The following is a 17712-nucleotide window of genomic DNA, read 5'->3' on the forward strand; positions in this document are numbered from 1 at the left end:
TGGAGATGTGTATAAGAGACAGGTCTTGGACCGGGGTGGTGGAGGGCGCGCGGCTCCGGGCCTGCGGGACGTAGGCTGGACCGGTTCGGGCGCCGGAACCCTGGCGCCAACCCGACCGAGAGGTATTTCTCGTGACTACGCTTCCCACCGTCGAGTGGCAGGCCGGCGGCAAGCCGGCACTCACCTTCCCCGAGGGCGAGGCGCCCGCAGGCCTGCAGGTCCAGGTCCTCGAGGAGGGCACCGGACCGGTCGTCGAGGCCGGCCGCACGATCGTCGTCGACTACCTGGGGCAGACCTGGGGCGGTGGCGTCTTCGACAACAGCTACGACCGCGGTACCACGATCGACTTCCCGATCGGTGTCGGCGCGGTGATCGGTGGCTGGGACAAGGGTCTCGTCGGCCGGAACGTCGGCGACAAGGTGCTGCTGTCCATCCCGGCCGAGCACGGCTACGGCTCCCGCGGCGTACCGCAGGCGGGCATCCCCGGCGGCGCCACCCTGGTCTTCGTCGTGGAGGTCAAGGGCGTCCAGTAGGACTCCCGCCGCGGCGGCCACGTCACCGCGACCCATGACGCCACGGGCCTCGGCCGTCGCTCGGCCGTCGCTCGGGCAGGCCGTGGTCCGACCGACGCTCGGCCGAGAACGACATTGCGGCTGATGGGAGGGTTCCCATCAGCCGCAATGTCGTTCTCGGCCGAGGTCGGCGGGAGCCGGGCGGGCGTTCGGCCGGCCCGCTCAGGCCCGCTCGGCCAGGGGTGGCCGGTCAGGGTCGGCCTGGCGTTGCCGTCAGTCCGTCGGGTAGCTGACCACCTGCGGGGCGGCGAACGAGCCGACGGCCGGGTCGCCCTCGTCGTTGACGACGTGGTTGATGCCGCCCGAGCCGTTGAGGAACACGCTCGTCATCGACCGGAACGAGATGCCGGTCCCCGTGGGCGTGCGGATGGCGGAGTCGGTGCGGATGTCCACGCCGTTCCAGAAGTAGGAGTAGACGCCCAGGCCCACGGCCTCGTGCCGTCGCACGTGGTCGGCGACCCGGTAGGACGCGTAGCCGAGACGGTCGCCGTCGGTCCACGCCTCCTGGCTCGGCGGGTCGTAGGGCAGCTCGCTCTGGTAGAAGACCGTGCGGCCGTCCTCCCCGTTCCAGATCGTCTGTTCCTCCTGGTAGTGCTCCACGAACAGGCCGGTGGCGGTGACATGGTCGCCGTTGACGACGACGCCGTGCGCGCCCGTGTTCTCCTCCCAGCCCACGCCGTTGCCGTGGTCCGCGCGCCAGGCCCAGACGTGGTCCAGCAGCACGTGGTCGCTGTTCACCTCGATCGACGTCACCGCCTTGCCGGTCCAGGGGCCACCGACGCGGACGAAGACGTCGGTCAGGGTGGTCGGGTCCGCGGGATCGGCCACCGGGTGCCCGTGCCGGCGTCCGTGCCCCCCGGTCCACGACGGCGGGCACTTCTTTCCCACCTGCACCAGCACCTCGGACTCCGGCACGTTGGCGTCCACGGTGATCCCGGCGATCTGGATGCCGGGGACGTCCGCGGTGACCAGGGCCGCGTTGCCGTCCGTGGGCGTGAGCGAGGCGTAGCCCAGGCCGAGCACCACGGTGTCGGGGTTCTTCACCCGGATCGGATCGGCCAGCTCGTACACGCCGGGCGTGAGGATCAGGTGCTTCCCGGCGCGCAGCTGCCGGTTGATCGAGGCCGCGGTGTCCCGGCCGGCCTGGGCGACGTAGAAGTCGTCGAGCGAGAGCGACTCGCCGGCCGCCTCGTCGATCGACCAGTTCGGGCCCCGCGTCCCGGTCCGGGCGTGCGGGGCGAAGACGCGCAGTTCGCCGTCGTCGTCCCGGTAGAGGAACGGCTTCTCCCGGGTGGCCGGCGTCGTGGGCAGCGAGGTCTTGACGCCCACCGGGCCGCCATCGGCCGACGGACCGAAGTCGGTGGCGGGAGCGCCGTCGACGCCGGAGAACACCATGTTCCAGACGCCGCCGTCCCACGTGCCCACGGAGCTGTCGCGGGTGTACCACTGCTGCTGCGAACCGGTCTGGACGGTGCCCGCGACCCGGGAGTTCGCCAGGTAGCCGCCGGACGCGTACTCGCCGAACCGGCCGAACACCGTCAGGTCGCCCCGGATGTCGACGCGGCGCAGCGGTGCCGCCTGCGAGACGGCGAACCGCATCTGGTGGGGCGCGGCGACGCCTGCCGGGAAGGGGCGTGCGGCGTCCTCGGCGGTGGGCCGCTGGATCGGGTCGAACGCCAGGTTGCCCATGGAGCGCCAGAACCGGGTCAGCGATCCGGGGCCCTGGCAGGCCCAGGGGGTGTCGGGGCACTCGACGTGCGGTTCCACGTGGATCGCACCGTTGATCAGCACGTCGCCGGGCGCGGCGCCCAGGCCGTCCACCGACTCGTAGTAGCCGAGCTCCGCGTTGACGATGTTCTCGGCGGTGGTGGGGTCGTCCGCGCCGGCGGCGCTGCCGTACGTGCCAGGCTCGAAGAACACCTGGTGCCGCGCCTGGCTGAACTCCTCCTCGTCGTTCACGGAGTCGAGGAACTCGTTGATCTCGTCGGTCGACCACGACTCGTCGACGAAGGTGACGTTCGGGCCGAAGTCCGGGTCCGGCGCCGCCGCGCCGTGGCCGGCCGTGCCGGCGGCAGCCGATGTCGGGACGGCGGCTGCCGCGCCTCCCGCGATCAGCGCCGCGGCGAGGCCGAGGCGGCCTCGGGCCCGGGGGGAGTGGGGTGTCATCGTTGACAGTCCTTTCCGCGCTCGGAAAGGCCGCGGAGAGCCTCCGAGCGGCGATGCTCGACGTGGTTCCGGGCGAGCCTAGCCGTCTCATACTTACTTGTCAGTAATGTTCGAGGCGATCACCCACGGAAAGCACTCTCCGTTTGTCGTGGGCCGCGACCCGCCGCCGCGAGGCCGGGAACCCCGGCCACGCGGGAGGCGAGCGGAGGTTCAGGCCTGCCGGACCGACCGTGTCACCGTGAAGCGCGGATTCCGGGCCACCTGCCGCGTGGGCCCGACGGCGCGTTCCAGCGCCGGTCGGTAGCGCAGCGCGGAGTTGAACACCGTCCACAGCTCGCCGCCCGCACGCAGCGCGCGCCCCGCCGAGGCGAACATCCGGTGCGCCGCATCGGTGGCGACCGCGGCTCGGTCATGGAACGGGGGATTGAGGAGAATCAGGTCGGCGGATGCGCCGGGGAGCGACGCGCCGGCATCGTCTCGCACGGTCCGCACCAGGTGCCCGACGCCGTTCGCCGCCGCGGTCTGCCGCGCGGAGGCCACCGCGGCAGCACTGCGATCGGTCGCCACCACCTCGAAGCCACGCAGTGCCAGTACCGTCGCGAGGACGCCACTCCCGCACCCCAGGTCGACGGCGGTCCCGCCCGCGTCCACCGACGGCCAGTCGTCCGACTGCTCCAGGAGCAGCCGCGTGCCACCGTCCAGGGCGCCGCCCGCGAACACGCCGCCGTGCGCGACGACGGTGAACGGGCCGTGGGCGCCCGGAATGCCGGGCAGCGTCTCGTGCACCGGGTAGGTCGGCGGCCGGTCCAAGGGGCCGGGCACCGGGTCCCGCGCCACCAGCAGGCGCGACTTCTGCCGTGCCAACGACGGCGTGACCTGCGTGAACAGCGCACCGAGCACGTCGTTCATCGCGCGCGTCATGTGCTTGACGCGCCCTCCCGCGTACAGGGTCACATCTGCGGCGGCGTGCCGTGCCACCTGTTCGGCGATCTCTGTGAGCTCGGCCAGGGACTTCGGCAGCTGCAGCAGGACGACGCGTGCGCCCTCCAGGAGCTCGGGCCCGAGCACGTGGTGGTCGAAGGAGCCGCGCCGCGCCGCGAAGGCGTTCGCACGCAGGGCTGCCTCCGCGTCCAGCGGGTCCTGATGGACGCGCACGTCACGGGCGCCCAGGCCGATCGCGCCCAGGGTGAGTGCGCCGAAGCGGTCACCGATCGTGACCACCTCAGCGGGTGCGGCCGACGCGATCGCCTCACGGGCCTCGTCCAGCAGCAGGCGGTCCGTCGCGTCGACGGCGACCGGGCCGTCGGGGCGGGAGCCGTCCTCGGGGTACGGCCGCAGCGCGTCGAGGATCGCGGTGGCCGGTGATTCCGTCACGCGCGCCCGGTGTTGCCGGTGTTCTTCCTGCCGGCGGCGCGTTCCTCCTCGGCTCGCACCTGTGCCTGGGTGGCGCGCTCGCGGATCAGCCATTCGGGGGGATCCGCGCGCAGTTCGTCGATCTGTTCGGTGGTGAGGGGTTCGGTGACACCACCTCGTGTCAGGCCCGAGATGGAGATGCCCAGCCTGCCGGCCACGACGGGGCGCGGGTGCGGCCCGTTGCGTCGCAGCTCGGAGAGCCACTCCGGGGGGTTCTTCTCGAGCTCTTCGATCTCGGCCCGGCTGATTCCCTTCTCCTGGAACTCGGGCGGTGTTGCGGGAAGGTAGACGCCGAGCCGCTTGGCCGCGTTGCTGGGCTTGAGGACCTGCTGTGAGAAGGGGGTTGCCATGCCCCAAGAATATGCTTGCCCCGTGTCAGAGACCTTCCACCTCGCCTATGTTCCCGGCGCGACGCCCGGTAAGTGGGCGAGAGTGTGGCGTGAGCGCCTGCCCGACGTGGCCCTGGAACTCGTCCAGGTCGACGCCCCGGACGCCGCGGCCGCCCTGCGGGACGGCAGGGCCGATGCCGCCCTCGCCCGGCTCCCCGTCGACACCGACGTCTTCTCCCGTATCCCGCTGTACGAGGAGCTCGCGGTGGTGTGCGTGCACCGGGACCACCTGTTCGCGGCTCTCGAACCGGACGAGACGGTGGCGTCGGCCGATCTCGCCGACGAGACGGTGTGGCTGCCGCAGGACGACGTGCTCTACCGGGTTCCGGGGTCGGAGCAGAGGGCTGCCGAGATCCCGGGGCGGCAGCCCGTCGATCCCGATGGTGTGCCGCTCGAACGGCCGGCCACGGCCGCGGACGCGCTCGCGATCGTCGGCGCGGGTGCCGGGATCACCGTGCTGCCGATGTCGCTGGCCCGCCTGCACCACCGCAAGGACGTGCAGTACCGCCCGCTCGACGACGGGCCGACGGCGCCGGTCGGGCTGGTGTGGCCGGCGGACCGCACCACCGATCTCGTCGAGGAGATGATCGGGATCGTGCGGGGGCGCACCGTGAACAGCTCGCGAGGACGAGGCCGGTCGAGCCGGCCCGACGCCGCCGGTTCCGCGCAGCCGGGCTCGTCAGCGACGGAGCGCACCAGTGGCTCGCAGGGCGGGAAGCGAGGCGGCCGACCGCCGTCGGGCCGTGGTGGCGGCAGGGGCCGCGGTGCGGCACGGGGCCGCGGCGGGGGCCCGACGCCGAACCGGGGTGGCCGGGGCCGGCGACGGAAAGAAAAGTGAGCTCCGTTTTCACTCCTTTCTTCGCGTATTGTTCATGAAACGGTCGTCCAACTTCCTGGTTCGCCGGTATCTGCACCTCCGGAATGGGTGAAAAACGGGAGGTGGCGGCGGGATTTGACATCCTGGGATATAGCCATAACGTCGGACTTTGGCGTTCTGGTGGATTGCCGCTACTCTTCGGCACGTTGCGCGCGTCGTGGCGCGACATCCCAGCTGAAGGAGCACCCCCCATGAACCGTTTCGCCGTACTGGGAGCCGTCGGGCTCCTCGCGGTCGGCTTGGGCGCAGCCCCGGCTGCTGCCGCCCCCCTCGTCGCCGACACCACGGAGTACGTCGACGTCAACACGTGCAAGGACGTGCCGGGCTTCGAAGGAGCCACCAAGAAGGACGTCACGGGTGAGCAGTACTCCGTCACCGTTGACGCTCCCGACGGCGAGCTCATCTCCGCGTACTGCGTCAAGGCCGGATCGACGAAGAACGGCGGCGGCCCTCTGGTGGTCACGCTCGACGAGCCGGCGTCGTCGGTGGAGATCGAGTACTTCGACCAGGAGGAAAAGCAGAAGGCGATCAGCCACTACGCCGTCCTCACGGTCAACTGCCCGTCGGACGAGCCCAGTGACGAGCCCTCGGACGGGCCGTCGGACGAGCCCTCCGACGGGCCCAGCGACGAGCCCTCGGACGGGCCCAGCGACGAGCCCAGCACGGAGCCGTCGGACGAGCCCAGCGAACCGACCGTGGCGCCCACGTCCAGCACTCCGGCCGACGGTGAGACCGCGGGTGTCCTGGCAGCGACCGGTGCAGGCGCCGCCGTGGGCTACGCCCTGCTCGCGCTCGCACTCGCCGGCGGCGGCGTCACGCTGCTGGTGCTGCGCAAGCGGCGGATGTCCTGATCCGTCAGCCGCAAACCGAATGACCCCCGCCGGGGCGGCGGCCTGCTCTTCGGGTCGCCGCCCCGCGGCGCGCTGTCGCATGATGGCTCGTGCTTGAGGAGGACCGTGTGCCTGCCGGTGTTCGACGCGCCTGCATCGTCGTGTCTCTCGTGACGGCGATGGGGCTGCCCGTCGCGGCGGCGGCGGAGTCGGTCACGACCCTCGACTCCTGCCCTGCCCAGTCCGTCGTGACCCTCACGGACAGGGAGACCTCGGTCGCGGTGTCCGCGCCCGAGGGCTACCGGATCACGGGCTACTGCGTGACGGTGCGCGGACAGGGCTCGGAGGTGCACAGGCTCTCGGAACCGTCCGTGTCCGCCGAGCTGGTGCACAGCACCGGCAAGGCGATCGAGGAATACGTGCTGATGTACGAGAAGGCGCCCGGCCCCGCGTCCGGGGCGCAGGGGGGCGCTGCTCCGGACACGGGCCCTACCTCCGGTGAACCGGCAGGGGACGGGGCCGAGGATGCTGAGGAGGACGATGACACCCACGCTGCCGGAGGCGCGGACCGTGAGGTCCGCAGCGGGACCCCGGATTCCATGATCGATCTCGACGCGTTCCTCGGGAACAAGGCCAATGCCGAGGAGAGGGCGCGGCGGTCGGATGCGGAGGGGGCCGCGGCTTCCTCGGCGAAGCCGGTGTGGTCGGCTCCAGGGGCGGTCGTGGTCACCGTGCTCGTCGCGATCGGACTCGCGGGCGTCCTGTGGCTCGTCCGCCGGCTCCGGCGCCGCGGGCGACGTTCCGCGGAGCCGGCACCGGGCACCGAGCGGGCGGTGCAGATCGAGCTGACACCGTCCGCCGAGCGCGCGCGCCACATCGGGCCGACGCCGCCTGCCGAGCAGGGCTCGGCGCAGGAGAACGGCCCGCGCCCACGTCACGCCGCCCCGACCTTCGTGGTCGGAGGCGGCACGGACGAGTTTCCGAGCATCCGCTGACCCGTGCCGGCCAGCCGTCCGCCGGTCCGCCGGTCCGGAACGCTCAGGCGGCGTCCGGGTAGGCGACCCCCGTCGTGGCGTGGCAGCGATACCCGTTCGGGTTCTTCGCGGCGCTCAGGTACTGCTGGTGGTAGTCCTCGGCGAGGTAGAAGGGCCCCACCTCGGCGGCCGGACGCAGCTCGGTGGTGATGGGGTCGTACCCCTTGGCGTCGAGCACCTCCGCGTACCGGGCCGCCGTCTCGCGTGCGACCTCACCCTGCTCGGGCGTGGTCCAGTAGACGGCCGAGCGGTACTGGGTGCCGACGTCGTTCCCCTGGCGGAAGCCCTGCGTCGGGTCGTGGCGCTCCCAGAAGATCTTCAGGAGCTCCTGCTCGGAGACACGCTCGGGATCGTAGGCGACCATGGTGGTCTCGGTGTGCCCGGTCCTGGCGGAACACACCTCCTCGTAGGTGGGGTTCGGTGTGGTCCCGCCCATGTAGCCCACGGCGGTCGACACGACGCCCGGCACCTGCCAGTAGATCTCCTCGGAGCCCCAGAAACAGCCCATCGCCAGGTACAGCACACGGGTACCGGGCTCCCACGGACCGGTGAGCGACGAGCCGAGGACGGTGTGCGTCCGGGGCGCGGCGAGTACGGGCGACTCCCGCCCCGGGAGCGCGTCCTCGGGCGCGACCATCGTGGTCTTGCCCTGACCGAACAGCGACTCGAAGAACGACATGGTGGCTACCTCCTTGGTCGGTGGTCACGGCCGCGCCCTGGGCCTCGCGGCGAACCTGTGCCGGGATCCACGTGGTCCGGCGCCCGCGAGCGTACCCGGCTCCCTGAGAACACCTGCGCAGGCGGCGCTGTTCCCCACGTGACCACCGTCTCGGTCAGCGGAGATCGAAGGACGCCGCGAAGTGCTCGATCTCGGCGGTGACGTCCTCGACGATCTCCAGATTCTTGCGCCAGTCGTCCGGGACCTCCAGGCTGTGGTCGGCACCCGGTACCTCGACGAAGTCGGCGCGGAGCCGTGCCACGAGGCCGTGGTCCCAGTACGGATCGGCGGCCCCGCCGATCAGGAGGTGGTCCCCCTCCAGCCCGCTGACGGTCTCGCGGACGTCAGCGGCGTCGTCGTGCGTGAGCAGCGGCGTCAGCCACACGCCCGGCAGACCGAGCCGGGCCGCCGTCGGGATCGCGAGGGTACCCAGGGACTTGCCGATCACGAGGTGGATCCCGCCCCCACCGGGCGCGTCGACACCTTCCAGGAGCTCGACGGCCGCAGTACGGGCGGCCTCGAGGCCAGGCCTCCCGCACCACTCGACGACGCGGACCGTCCACCCCAGCGCGTGCAGTGCCGCGCGCGGGTGGTAGAGCAAGGGGCCCATGGCGGTGTAGCCGGACCCGGGAAGAACCGTCGCGACCTTGCCCGGGTCGCCGACGGCCTGGTGCAGCTCGTAGTGGTTGGACACTCGCCCAGGATGGCAAACGGGCAGGCGGAGCGGAAGGAAAGCCTGTGGTACGCGCCGGCCTTCCGGCAGGCCCGCGAAACCGTGCCGGAGGAGTACTCCGGGAGCGATGGCGGCCCGGGGGAGCGAAGCCGGCGCTGACCACCGGGCCGTGACGGTCGCGGGGGTTTCTGTGCAGGTACTGGCGCGTCCCTGTGATTCGGACGTGGTGGCGAGTGGTGTGCGCCCGCGGATCGCCTACCGTTGGGGAGCGTGAGCGAGAACGAGTCTGCTGTCGTACCCGTCGACGGCGAGCCGCAGGCCGACGGAAGGCCGGCCGCGCGGGGCGCTGCGGCGTCGGTGCAGCACCGCGTGACGCCCTCCGCCACGGACGGCGCGGCGCGGAGGACGGCTCCTGCCGCCGCGTCCACGCCGCCCGGCGCCACCCCTGGCGAACCCGGTGGCGCGGAAGACGCCGACGGCGTCACCAGCGTCCCGCGCACCATTCGCGAGGCCGCGTCGTGGTCCTGGCGCATCCTGCTGATCGGCGCCGCGCTCGCCGGGGTCGGCTGGCTGCTCGCGAGACTCCAGGTGATCGTCGTCCCGGTGGCGGTGGCGCTGCTGCTCGCGGTGATGCTCACTCCGGTGCGACGCTTCCTGCAGCACACGCTCCGGATGCCGCGCAGTCTCGCATCCGGTCTGTCACTGATCGGCCTGATCGCCGTCGCCGCGGCGCTCGTCACCTTCGCGGGGCAGCAGGTCGCCAACGGGTTCGCCGACCTGTCCGAGGAGGCCATCGCGGGCTTCGAGGAACTGACGAGCTTCCTCAACCAGCAGTTCCACCTCGACCTGACCACCTACCAGGCGGACATCACGCGGGAACTCGAAGCCCAGCGGGACAACATCATCGCCGGTGCGCTGGGCGCGGCCGTCACCGCCGGAAACCTGCTGATCGGCACTCTCATCGCGCTGTTCTGCACGTTCTTCTTCCTGCACGACCCGCGCGGCATCTGGAGCTGGCTGGTCGGCCTGCTCCCCGTGGCGGCGCGCGACCGCGTGCACCAGGCGGGGCGTCGCGGTGTCGTGACCCTGTCCGCCTACGCACGCACCCAGATCCTGGTGGCGGGCGTGGACGCGGTCGGGATCGGGCTGGGCTCGGTGTTCTTCGTGCCGTCCCTCGCCGTGCCGATCGGCGTCCTCGTGTTCGTGGGCTCGTTCATCCCCATGGTGGGCGCCATCGTCACCGGCGCGATCGCGACCGTCGTGGTGCTCGTCGCCAAGGGCTGGGTCGCGGCGATCATCATGCTCGGTATCGTCATCCTCGTCCAGCAGATCGAGAGCCACGTCCTCCAGCCGTTCCTCATGGGCCAGGCCGTCTCTCTGCACCCGGTCGCCGTGATCCTGGCGGTGGCCGCCGGGTCGTTCGTGGCCGGGATCGCCGGTGCGCTCTTCGCCGTGCCGCTCGTCGCGCTGCTCAACACCGTGGTGCTCTACCTCAACGGGCACGACAAGTTCCCCGAGCTTGGCGACGGAGACAAGCTCCCCATACGGTGGCTGGCACCCGACGCACCACCCCTGCGCATCCCTCTGCGCCGGACCGCCGGGGAGGACGCCGAGGAGTCCTGACCGGCGGGCGAACCCACGAGCGAGGTCCTGTCCACACGCGTGAACACCTGACTTGTGACGGTCAGGCACCCGCTCTACTGTCACGGAGTGACCCCCAGTACTGTCCCATCCGTGAGCGCGGACGACGTCCGCGAGGCCGCGACCCTCCTCGACGGCGTGATCACCCGTACACCCGTCGTCGAGAGCCGGGCACTCTCCCAGCTCGCCGGCGCGAAGGTCATTCTCAAGTGCGAGAACCTTCAGCGCGCCGGCTCGTTCAAGGTTCGGGGCGCCTACACGCGCCTCTCCCGCCTGACCCCTGAGGAGCGCGAACGCGGCGTCGTCGCCGCCAGCGCCGGGAACCATGCCCAGGGCGTGGCGCTCGCCGCGAGCATGCTGGGCATCGACGCCCTCGTGTTCATGCCGGTCGACGCGCCGTTGCCGAAGCTCTCGGCCACCCGCAACTACGGGGCCGAGGTGCGTCAGGTCGGGAGCAGCGTCGACGAGGCGCTGTCGGCCGCGCGCGTCGAGGCGGCCCGCTCGGGCCGCGTGCTCATCCACCCGTTCGACCACGCCGACATCGTGGCAGGTCAAGGCACCCTTGCTCTGGAGATCCTGGAGCAGGTGCCCGACGTCGCCACGATCCTGGTTCCGCTCGGTGGCGGCGGCCTCGTGGCCGGCATCGCCGCCGTTCTGGCCGACGTCGCACCGCAGGTGCGGGTCGTCGGTGTGCAGGCCGCGCAGGCCGCCGCGTACCCCGGGTCGCTGGACGCCGGCCGTCCGACGGCGATCGACCTGCGGCCCACCATGGCCGACGGCATCGCGATCGGGACCCCGGGCCAGGTCCCCTTCGGGATCGTGGCCGAGCGCGGCGTGGAGGTGCGCACGGTGAGCGAGGATCTGCTGTCCCGCGGGCTCCTCATGGTCCTGGAGCGAAACAAGCTCATGGTGGAGCCGGCCGGGGCGGCCGGTGTGGCAGGCCTGCTGGCGGCGGCCCCCGGCGAGTTCGCCGGGCCCATCGTGCCCGTTCTGAGCGGCGGCAACATCGACCCGCTCGTGCTGCTGCGCGTGGTGCAGCACGGTCTCGTGGCCGCAGGCCGCTACCTGCAGCTTCGCGTACGCGTCCAGGACCGGCCCGGCGCACTCGCGGGGCTGGTCGACGCGATCGCGGCGGCGGGTGCGAACATCGTGCAGGTGGAGCACTCACGCACGGACGTCTCGCTGTCGGTGTCCGAGGTGCTGGTGAATCTCCAGGTGGAGACCAAGAGTGCCGAGCACCGCGCGGCCGTCGTCGACCGGCTGCGCCAGGAGGGGTTCGCGGTCGACGCGGTCTGACCCGCGCCCGACCCGCCCCGGTGAACAGCAGGAGCCGCACGGCCCCTGACACAGGACCGCGGGGGCGCTCCGACGGCTCATCGGCCTGTCGGTGCGCCCCCGCGGTGCGGAGACCGGATGTCGCGCCGCCTCACGGTGTCGCGTGCTCCCCGTGCCGAGGGATGGTCAGGCGAACGGCTTGGCGTCCGTGATCTCGACCTCGATCGTCTTGCCGGTCGGTGCCTCGTAGCTGGTCTTGTCGCCGACCTTCTTCTCGACGATGGCCGCCCCCAGCGGGGAGGTCGGGGAGAAGACATCCATGTCCGTGTCGCCCGCCATCTCGCGCGACCCCAGCAGGAAGGTCTCGCTGTCCCCGAAGATCGACACCGTCACGACCATGCCGGGCTGCACCGAACCGTCGTCGGACGGCTGTCCCACCTGGACGGTGCGCAGCTTCTCCGTGAGTTCCTTGATGCGCGCCTCGTTCTTGGCCTGCTCCTCACGCGCGGCGTGGTACCCGCCGTTCTCCTTGAGGTCTCCCTCGTCACGGGCGGCGGCGATGCGCTCCGTGATCTCTGCGCGGTAGGGGCCGGAGAGACGCTCCAGCTCGGCCTGAAGCCGGTCGTACGCGTCCTGGGTGAGCCAGGTGACGGAAGTGTCGGTCACGGGGGCTCTCCTTTCGTGGTAGCTCGTTCGAGCGGCGGCGGGCGACAACGCGCAAGACCCGCCGAACGGGAAAGCACGCACGTGCCCGTTCAGCGGGTCTGTACAGCGTGTGAAACGACAATTCTATCAACGGATGCCCCAGGAAGTGTCAAGGGGATACTGGTGCGGGATGTCGAGGCGGGATGTCGAGGTCCGGTGCCGGGCGGACGCCGGCGTGCCCTGCCGGGAGGTGACTCCCCTACGGCTGTTCCAGCGCCGCGCAGTGGTCGACGACGCCGGTCGTGGCCTCCTGCGTGGTCCGCACGTCAGCGGTGACCCGGATCGAGTCGCGCTCGTCGGGGCCCACCTCGACGTCGAGCGAACCCACCTCCGCGTAGCTGGGGTTCAGCGCCGTGACGGTGCACACCGCCGTCATCCCCGGCGGCATCATCACGTCGAACGTGACCGACACCTGTTCCGGCCCCTCGATGGAGAACCCCACCTCCTGGTGGGAGACCGGGTTGCGCTGCGCGTCCGACCAGGCGAACCAGGCGGCGCCGGCCACTCCGGCGGTCAGTGCGGCGGCGATCGCGATCCGCGCACCGACCGACGGGCGCGGCCGACCGGACGGCCCGGTGCCGCGTGCCGGGCGGCCGTAGCGTTCTGCAAGGGGGTCGGTGCTCATGGTGACATGATGGTGCATGTCATCGACATCGACGAAGGACCGGCGCAGCCGGCCCGCGGGGAACCCGGTCGATGCCGGACAAAGCGTCGAACGAACAGCACGAACAGCGCCGAACACGCGGCGTCGAACACACAGCGTCGAACACACAGTGCCGTCCACTGTCGGCCCAGGAGGTCCAGGTGTCCGAAACCGAGCGTGAGCCGCTCCGCCTCATGGCGGTGCACGCCCACCCCGACGACGAGTCGAGCAAGGGAGCCGCGACAACGGCCCGATACGTGGCCGAAGGCGTCGAGGTCCTGGTCGTGACATGTACGGGCGGGGAGCGCGGCGACATCCTCAATCCGTCCTACGTCGTTCCCGAGGGCCACGAGTTCGACTCGCTCGAAGGCCGCAGCGCGGTGCGCCGCGAGGAGATGGCCCGCTCGGCCGCCGCGCTGGGCGTGCGGCACCGCTGGCTCGGGTTCGTCGACTCCGGGCTGCCCGAGGGCGACCCGCTGCCCCCGCTGCCCGAGGGCTGCTTCGCCCTGGTGCCGCTGGAGGAGGCCGCCGAACCGCTCGTGCGCCTGGTGCGAGAGTTCCGCCCGCACGTCATGACCACCTACGACCCGTCGGGCGGGTACCCCCACCCGGACCACATCAGGTGTCACGAGGTGTCCGCCGCGGCGTTCGCCGCCGCGGGTGACGCCACGCGCTACTCCACCGCGGGCGAGCCGTGGGAGCCGATGAAGCTCTACTACAACCACGGCTTCTCGATGGAGAGCCTGCGCGCCGTGCACGAGGGGATGGAGGGCGCCGGCCTGGAGTCCCCGTTCGGCGACTGGATCGAGTCGCGTACCGCCCGGGAGATCCCCGAGCGGGAGGTCACGACCTACGTCGAGGTGTCCGACTACTTCCCCCAGCGCGACGAGGCCCTGCGCGCGCACGCCTCGCAGATCGACCCGGAGGGCTTCTTCTTCGCCGTGCCGCGCGACATCGAGGCCGACGTGTGGCCGTGGGACTCGTACGAGCTTGCCGAGTCGAACATCCCGCTGCCGCAGCGGGCCCACGACGAGTACGAGGACGGCCTGTTCGTCGGCGTCCGTGAGGCGCTCGATGCCGGGGACGAGGATCGTCGGACGGCTGAGGTGAACGCATGATCGGGATGGTTTCCACGGCGGCCACCGTTCTCGGCGACCGGTGGGTCCGGCTCGCGGCCGAGGCGCCGTCGCCGGGCCCGACGGAGGGAGGGCTGCGCCCCGGCCTGGAAGACACAGACATCTCGCCCGGCCTGGTCGGCTTCCTCGTCACGTTCGTCGTGGCCGTCGCCTGCGTGTTCCTCTTCCTGTCGCTGGCGCGGCACCTGCGCAAGGCCCGGGCCAACGCGGAGGAGCAGGGCCTGGAGATCGACAAGGGCAAGGGCGGCGGGGGCGCCGACATCCAGCGCGACGTGGACCACCGCCCGCCGCAGGACCGGTACCCGCGCGACAGCCAGGGTGGTGTCGTCGGGCCGCCGGGTGGGACGGGCCCGGCATGACGAGCGGCATGGTTCCCACCGCCGCGCCGCCGTCCGGGTCGCCGTCGAAGGTGCGGGTCACGGTCGCGCAGCTCACCGTCTCCGACGACGCCGCCGCGAACCGCGCCACGGCCGAGGGGGCCTTCCGCGAGGCCGCGCGCGTCGGGGCGGACCTGCTCGTGCTGCCCGAGTACGCCTCGGCGTACGACCCTCGCGGAGTCGGCGCCGAGCACGCGGAACCCCTGGACGGCCCGTACGTCTCGATGTTGCGGCGGCGCGCGGCCGAGGACGGTGTGGCGGTGATCGCCGGTGTCGCCCTGCCCGCCGGCGACGGGCGTGCGGCGAACGCGCTCGTCGTCGTGGATCGTGAGGGGGCGCTGGCCGGCGTCTACCGCAAGGTCCATCTCTACGATGCGTTCGGGACGCGGGAATCGGATCGCCTGGAGCCGGGTCCTGCCGGCGCCGAACCGGTGACCCTGCCCCTGGGCGGCCTCACGTTCGGGGTGCTGACCTGCTACGACCTCCGCTTCCCGGAGTCGGCGCGGCGTCTCGTGGACGCGGGGGCCGACGTCCTGGTGTACCCGGCCGCCTGGATGGCGGGTCCGCTCAAGGTGGACCACTGGCACACGCTGCTGCGGGCACGCGCCATCGAGAACACCGCGATCGTGCTCGGTGTCGGTATGGCGGGCAGGAGCGTCACCGGACGATCACTGCTGGTCGGTCCGGACGGCGTCGTCGGCCTGGAGCTGGGGGAGGGGCCGGAGATCCGCACCGTCGACCTGGACCCCGCGGGCGTCGCCGCGACCCGGCGGGCGAACCCTTCCCTGGCCAACCGGCGCTACACGGTCGCCCCCCTCTGACGCCTGCGTGTCGCGGACGCCTCGCGCGGGGCCGGTACCGCTCCCGTCAGGCCCGCAGGGCGGCCAGGTAGATCGCCACGACGTGGCAGGCGAAGCCCACGACCGTGAGCACGTGGAAGATCTCGTGGAACCCGAACCATCGGGGGCTGGGGTCGGGCTTCTTCGTGGCGTAGACGACGGCGCCCAGGGTGTAGGCGATGCCACCGGAGATGACCAGCCACACCACGGCCGGTCCGCCGGCCTCCCAGAACGCCTTCATGTAGCCGACCGCCACCCAGCCGAGCGCGACGTAGATCGGGGTGTAGACCCAGCGTGGCGCGTGCAGCCAGACGATGCGTCCGATCAGGCCGGCCAGGGCTCCGCTCCACACGATCCACAGCAGGATCGTGGCGGCTCGCTGGTCCAGCAGCGTGACCGCGAGCGGGGTGTAGGTGCCCGCGATGATGAGGAAGATGTTGGAGTGGTCGGCCCGGCGCAGGATGCCTTCGGTCCTCGGGGACCAGGTTCCGCGGTGGTAGACGGCGCTCGTACCGAACAGCAGTGCCGCGGTGAGGCCGAACACGGCGACCGACCACTTCGCGGCGGCGCCCGGGGCGAGGGCGACCAGCGTGATGCTCGCGGCGAGGGCGAAGGGGAACGTCCCCGCGTGGATCCAGCCGCGCAGGCGCGGCTTGATCTTCCGCTCCACCGTGTCCGAGACGGTCGTGGAGAGGGTGTGGACAGCTCCGGTCACGGTCCCGCGGACGTCGTCGAAGGTGTCGCCGACTCGGTCGATGGTGCCCGACACCTTGTCGCGGACGTTTTCCACAGGACCCGACGAGGGGCGGCCGGGCTGATCCGTTGCTGCTACCACGTGGTTTCCTCCGATCGACGGGCAGGGCAAACCTACGGTAGCGTAGGTTTTTACCAGCCTAAGGGGTGGAGCTGCCCGGCGGCGTCGGCGGTGTGAAGATCCTGCGGCGGCTTGGCACGTGGGCTCGTGCTATGCGTCGGCCGGGGCGCGGTAGCGTTTTCTCGTGCGTCTGCCCTCACCTCTCTACCGACTTTACGAGCGCCGTCTCGCGCGCAGCCTCGACGGCGCGTCGCTGCCGCGGCACATCGGCGTGATGCTCGACGGGAACCGTCGCTGGGCCAAGTCGTTCGGCGAGACCGCGGCGACGGGGCACCGCCGGGGCGCCGACAAGATCGCGGATCTGCTGAGCTGGGCGGAGCCGCTGGGGATCGAGGTCGTGACGCTGTGGATGCTGTCCACGGACAACCTGCGCCGCTCGCCGTCGGAGCTCGAGAACCTCCTGGAGATCATCGAGGACGCGGTCCGTGACCTCGCGGACTCGGGTCGCTGGCGGGTGCGCGTGATCGGCAGGCTCGATCTCCTCCCCGAACGTCTCTCGCGTGCGCTGCGCCAGGCCCAGGAGGGCACGGCCGGGGTCGGCGGGCTGCAGGTGAACGTGGCGATCGGCTACGGCGGGCGGCAGGAGATCGCCGACGCCGTGCGCTCGTACCTCACCGAGGAGGCAAAGAACGGCGCGACGCTCGAGGAGCTCGCCGAGCGGACCGACGTCGAGCACATCGCCGAGCATCTGTACACGCGCGGCCAGCCGGATCCGGAGCTGGTCATCCGCACCTCGGGCGAGCAGCGCGTCGGCGGGTTCCTCATGTGGCAGTCGATGCACTCGGAGTACTACTTCTGCGAGGCCTACTGGCCGGCGTTCCGGCGGGTCGACTTCCTGCGCGCGCTGCGCGACTTCTCCCAGCGTGAGCGCCGTCTCGGACGCTGAGTTCCGCGCCTCGCCGGCGCCTCGCCCGGGCCGGGTCCTGGCGTGCGTTTCCGCGTCGAGGAGCCTGTCATGAAAATGTACGCCATATTCGTCCTTCCTGCGGAAATCTGATCCGTCCTCGGGTAGCGTGCAAGCTCAGGCAGGAGAGGAAGTACTCGATGACAGTGAGAGACCGGCCGGCTCCGACAGCTCGCGAGGCGGCGGAGGCATGGGAATCGCTCTTCCGTACCCAGGTCACGCTGATGCGCCGGTTGCTCGCCGACGACATCTGGGACGAGCTGAGCATGCGCGAGTACGACGTCCTGTTCACACTGTCCGTGGGTGCCGGATCGATGCGGCTGCGGGACCTGAACGAGAACATCCTCATGGCGCAGTCGTCGCTGTCACGCCTGGTCGATCGGTTGGAGCGGCGCGGCCTCGTGCGGCGCGAGTCGGCGCCCGAGGACGGCCGGGGGGTGAAGGTGGTGCTCACCGATGCCGGCGTGCGCATGCAGAAGGAGGTCGGCCTGCGCCACGTGCGATCGATCGCCCACTACGTCGGTTCCGCGATGCCCGCCGATGACCTCGCGGCCCTGCGCGCACTGCTCGACAAGCTGCGCGCGGCACAGTCCGGGATCCCGGACCGCTCCCGGAGCGTCTCCTAGGGCACCGTCGCGTGCCTGGC

The 17712-nt window shown here is 71.5% G+C and carries 19 protein-coding genes; 11 read left to right on the top strand and 8 right to left on the bottom strand.

Annotated elements, in window-relative coordinates:
• The first annotated feature begins 131 nt into the window (after positions 1-131).
• Positions 132-533, top strand: a complete 402-nt coding sequence (locus tag HGK34_RS18170; protein ID WP_201850011.1) for an FKBP-type peptidyl-prolyl cis-trans isomerase — start codon at positions 132-134, stop codon at positions 531-533.
• Between the two features lie 252 nt (positions 534-785).
• On the opposite strand, the gene HGK34_RS18175 is transcribed toward HGK34_RS18170, so the two are convergent.
• The 3 genes from HGK34_RS18175 to HGK34_RS18185 form a co-directional block, all read right to left on the bottom strand.
• On the bottom strand, positions 786-2738 hold the full coding sequence (locus tag HGK34_RS18175) for a pectate lyase-like domain-containing protein (RefSeq protein ID WP_201850013.1): 1953 nt from the start codon (positions 2736-2738) through the stop codon (positions 786-788).
• Between the two features lie 210 nt (positions 2739-2948).
• Positions 2949-4112, bottom strand: a complete 1164-nt coding sequence (locus tag HGK34_RS18180; RefSeq protein ID WP_307816075.1) for a class I SAM-dependent methyltransferase — start codon at positions 4110-4112, stop codon at positions 2949-2951.
• On the bottom strand, positions 4109-4501 hold the full coding sequence (locus HGK34_RS18185; protein ID WP_201850017.1) for a DUF5997 family protein: 393 nt from the start codon (positions 4499-4501) through the stop codon (positions 4109-4111). Before HGK34_RS18185 ends, HGK34_RS18180 begins: the two co-directional genes overlap by 4 nt.
• A gap of 22 nt (positions 4502-4523) precedes the next feature.
• On the opposite strand from HGK34_RS18185, the gene HGK34_RS18190 reads away from it, so the two are divergent.
• The 3 genes from HGK34_RS18190 (at position 4524) to HGK34_RS18200 (ending at position 7242) form a co-directional block, all read left to right on the top strand.
• Positions 4524-5378 carry a LysR family substrate-binding domain-containing protein gene (locus tag HGK34_RS18190; RefSeq protein ID WP_307816076.1) on the top strand — a complete coding sequence of 285 codons (855 nt, stop codon included), beginning with the start codon at positions 4524-4526 and terminating at the stop codon, positions 5376-5378.
• A gap of 230 nt (positions 5379-5608) precedes the next feature.
• Entirely contained in the window at positions 5609-6268 is a 660-nt protein-coding gene (locus HGK34_RS18195) for a PT domain-containing protein (RefSeq protein WP_244666915.1), read from the top strand.
• 107 nt (positions 6269-6375) lie between these two features.
• Positions 6376-7242: a hypothetical protein gene (locus HGK34_RS18200; protein WP_201850023.1), complete on the top strand. Its 867-nt coding sequence runs from the start codon at positions 6376-6378 to the stop codon at positions 7240-7242.
• A 43-nt stretch (positions 7243-7285) separates the two neighbouring features.
• Here the strand turns inward: HGK34_RS18200 and msrA are convergent, their stop codons facing one another.
• The gene (msrA, locus tag HGK34_RS18205) at positions 7286-7960 is read right to left on the bottom strand and encodes a peptide-methionine (S)-S-oxide reductase MsrA (RefSeq protein ID WP_201850025.1); all 675 of its coding nucleotides are present in this window, start codon (positions 7958-7960) and stop codon (positions 7286-7288) included.
• Positions 7961-8114: 154 nt separating this feature from the next.
• On the bottom strand, positions 8115-8693 hold the full coding sequence (locus tag HGK34_RS18210) for a hypothetical protein (protein WP_201850027.1): 579 nt from the start codon (positions 8691-8693) through the stop codon (positions 8115-8117).
• Positions 8694-8942: 249 nt separating this feature from the next.
• Between HGK34_RS18210 and HGK34_RS18215 the strand changes: the two genes are divergently transcribed.
• On the top strand, positions 8943-10295 hold the full coding sequence (locus HGK34_RS18215) for an AI-2E family transporter (protein WP_307816077.1): 1353 nt from the start codon (positions 8943-8945) through the stop codon (positions 10293-10295).
• A gap of 111 nt (positions 10296-10406) precedes the next feature.
• The gene (gene ilvA, locus HGK34_RS18220) at positions 10407-11609 is read left to right on the top strand and encodes a threonine ammonia-lyase (protein ID WP_307816078.1); all 1203 of its coding nucleotides are present in this window, start codon (positions 10407-10409) and stop codon (positions 11607-11609) included.
• 165 nt (positions 11610-11774) lie between these two features.
• On the opposite strand, the gene greA is transcribed toward ilvA, so the two are convergent.
• Both greA and HGK34_RS18230 read right to left on the bottom strand, forming a co-directional pair.
• Positions 11775-12254, bottom strand: coding sequence for a transcription elongation factor GreA (greA, locus tag HGK34_RS18225; RefSeq protein ID WP_201850031.1), 480 nt, complete (start codon positions 12252-12254; stop codon positions 11775-11777).
• 238 nt (positions 12255-12492) lie between these two features.
• Positions 12493-12918: a DUF4307 domain-containing protein gene (locus tag HGK34_RS18230; RefSeq protein ID WP_201850033.1), complete on the bottom strand. Its 426-nt coding sequence runs from the start codon at positions 12916-12918 to the stop codon at positions 12493-12495.
• Between the two features lie 212 nt (positions 12919-13130).
• On the opposite strand from HGK34_RS18230, the gene mca reads away from it, so the two are divergent.
• The 3 genes from mca to HGK34_RS18245 are packed head-to-tail and all read left to right on the top strand — an operon-like array spanning position 13131 to position 15270.
• A complete protein-coding gene (mca, locus tag HGK34_RS18235; RefSeq protein WP_201850075.1) occupies positions 13131-14054 on the top strand; it encodes a mycothiol conjugate amidase Mca in 924 nt (307 codons plus the stop codon).
• Positions 14051-14431 (top strand): hypothetical protein, encoded by a 381-nt coding sequence (locus HGK34_RS18240; RefSeq protein WP_201850035.1) that lies wholly within the window; start codon positions 14051-14053, stop codon positions 14429-14431. Before mca ends, HGK34_RS18240 begins: the two co-directional genes overlap by 4 nt.
• A gap of 8 nt (positions 14432-14439) precedes the next feature.
• The gene (locus tag HGK34_RS18245) at positions 14440-15270 is read left to right on the top strand and encodes a carbon-nitrogen hydrolase family protein (protein ID WP_244666917.1); all 831 of its coding nucleotides are present in this window, start codon (positions 14440-14442) and stop codon (positions 15268-15270) included.
• Between the two features lie 46 nt (positions 15271-15316).
• On the opposite strand, the gene trhA is transcribed toward HGK34_RS18245, so the two are convergent.
• Positions 15317-16003, bottom strand: coding sequence for a PAQR family membrane homeostasis protein TrhA (gene trhA, locus HGK34_RS18250; RefSeq protein ID WP_307816081.1), 687 nt, complete (start codon positions 16001-16003; stop codon positions 15317-15319).
• Between the two features lie 283 nt (positions 16004-16286).
• Between trhA and HGK34_RS18255 the strand changes: the two genes are divergently transcribed.
• Together HGK34_RS18255 and HGK34_RS18260 are read left to right on the top strand one after the other, a co-directional pair.
• Positions 16287-17048, top strand: a complete 762-nt coding sequence (locus HGK34_RS18255) for an isoprenyl transferase (RefSeq protein ID WP_201850048.1) — start codon at positions 16287-16289, stop codon at positions 17046-17048.
• 158 nt (positions 17049-17206) lie between these two features.
• A complete protein-coding gene (locus HGK34_RS18260; protein WP_201850050.1) occupies positions 17207-17692 on the top strand; it encodes a MarR family winged helix-turn-helix transcriptional regulator in 486 nt (161 codons plus the stop codon).
• The last annotated feature ends 20 nt before the right edge of the window (positions 17693-17712 follow it).

Source organism: Myceligenerans indicum, from assembly GCF_016742955.1.
GTDB classification, from domain to species: Bacteria; Actinomycetota; Actinomycetes; order Actinomycetales; family Cellulomonadaceae; genus Myceligenerans; species Myceligenerans indicum.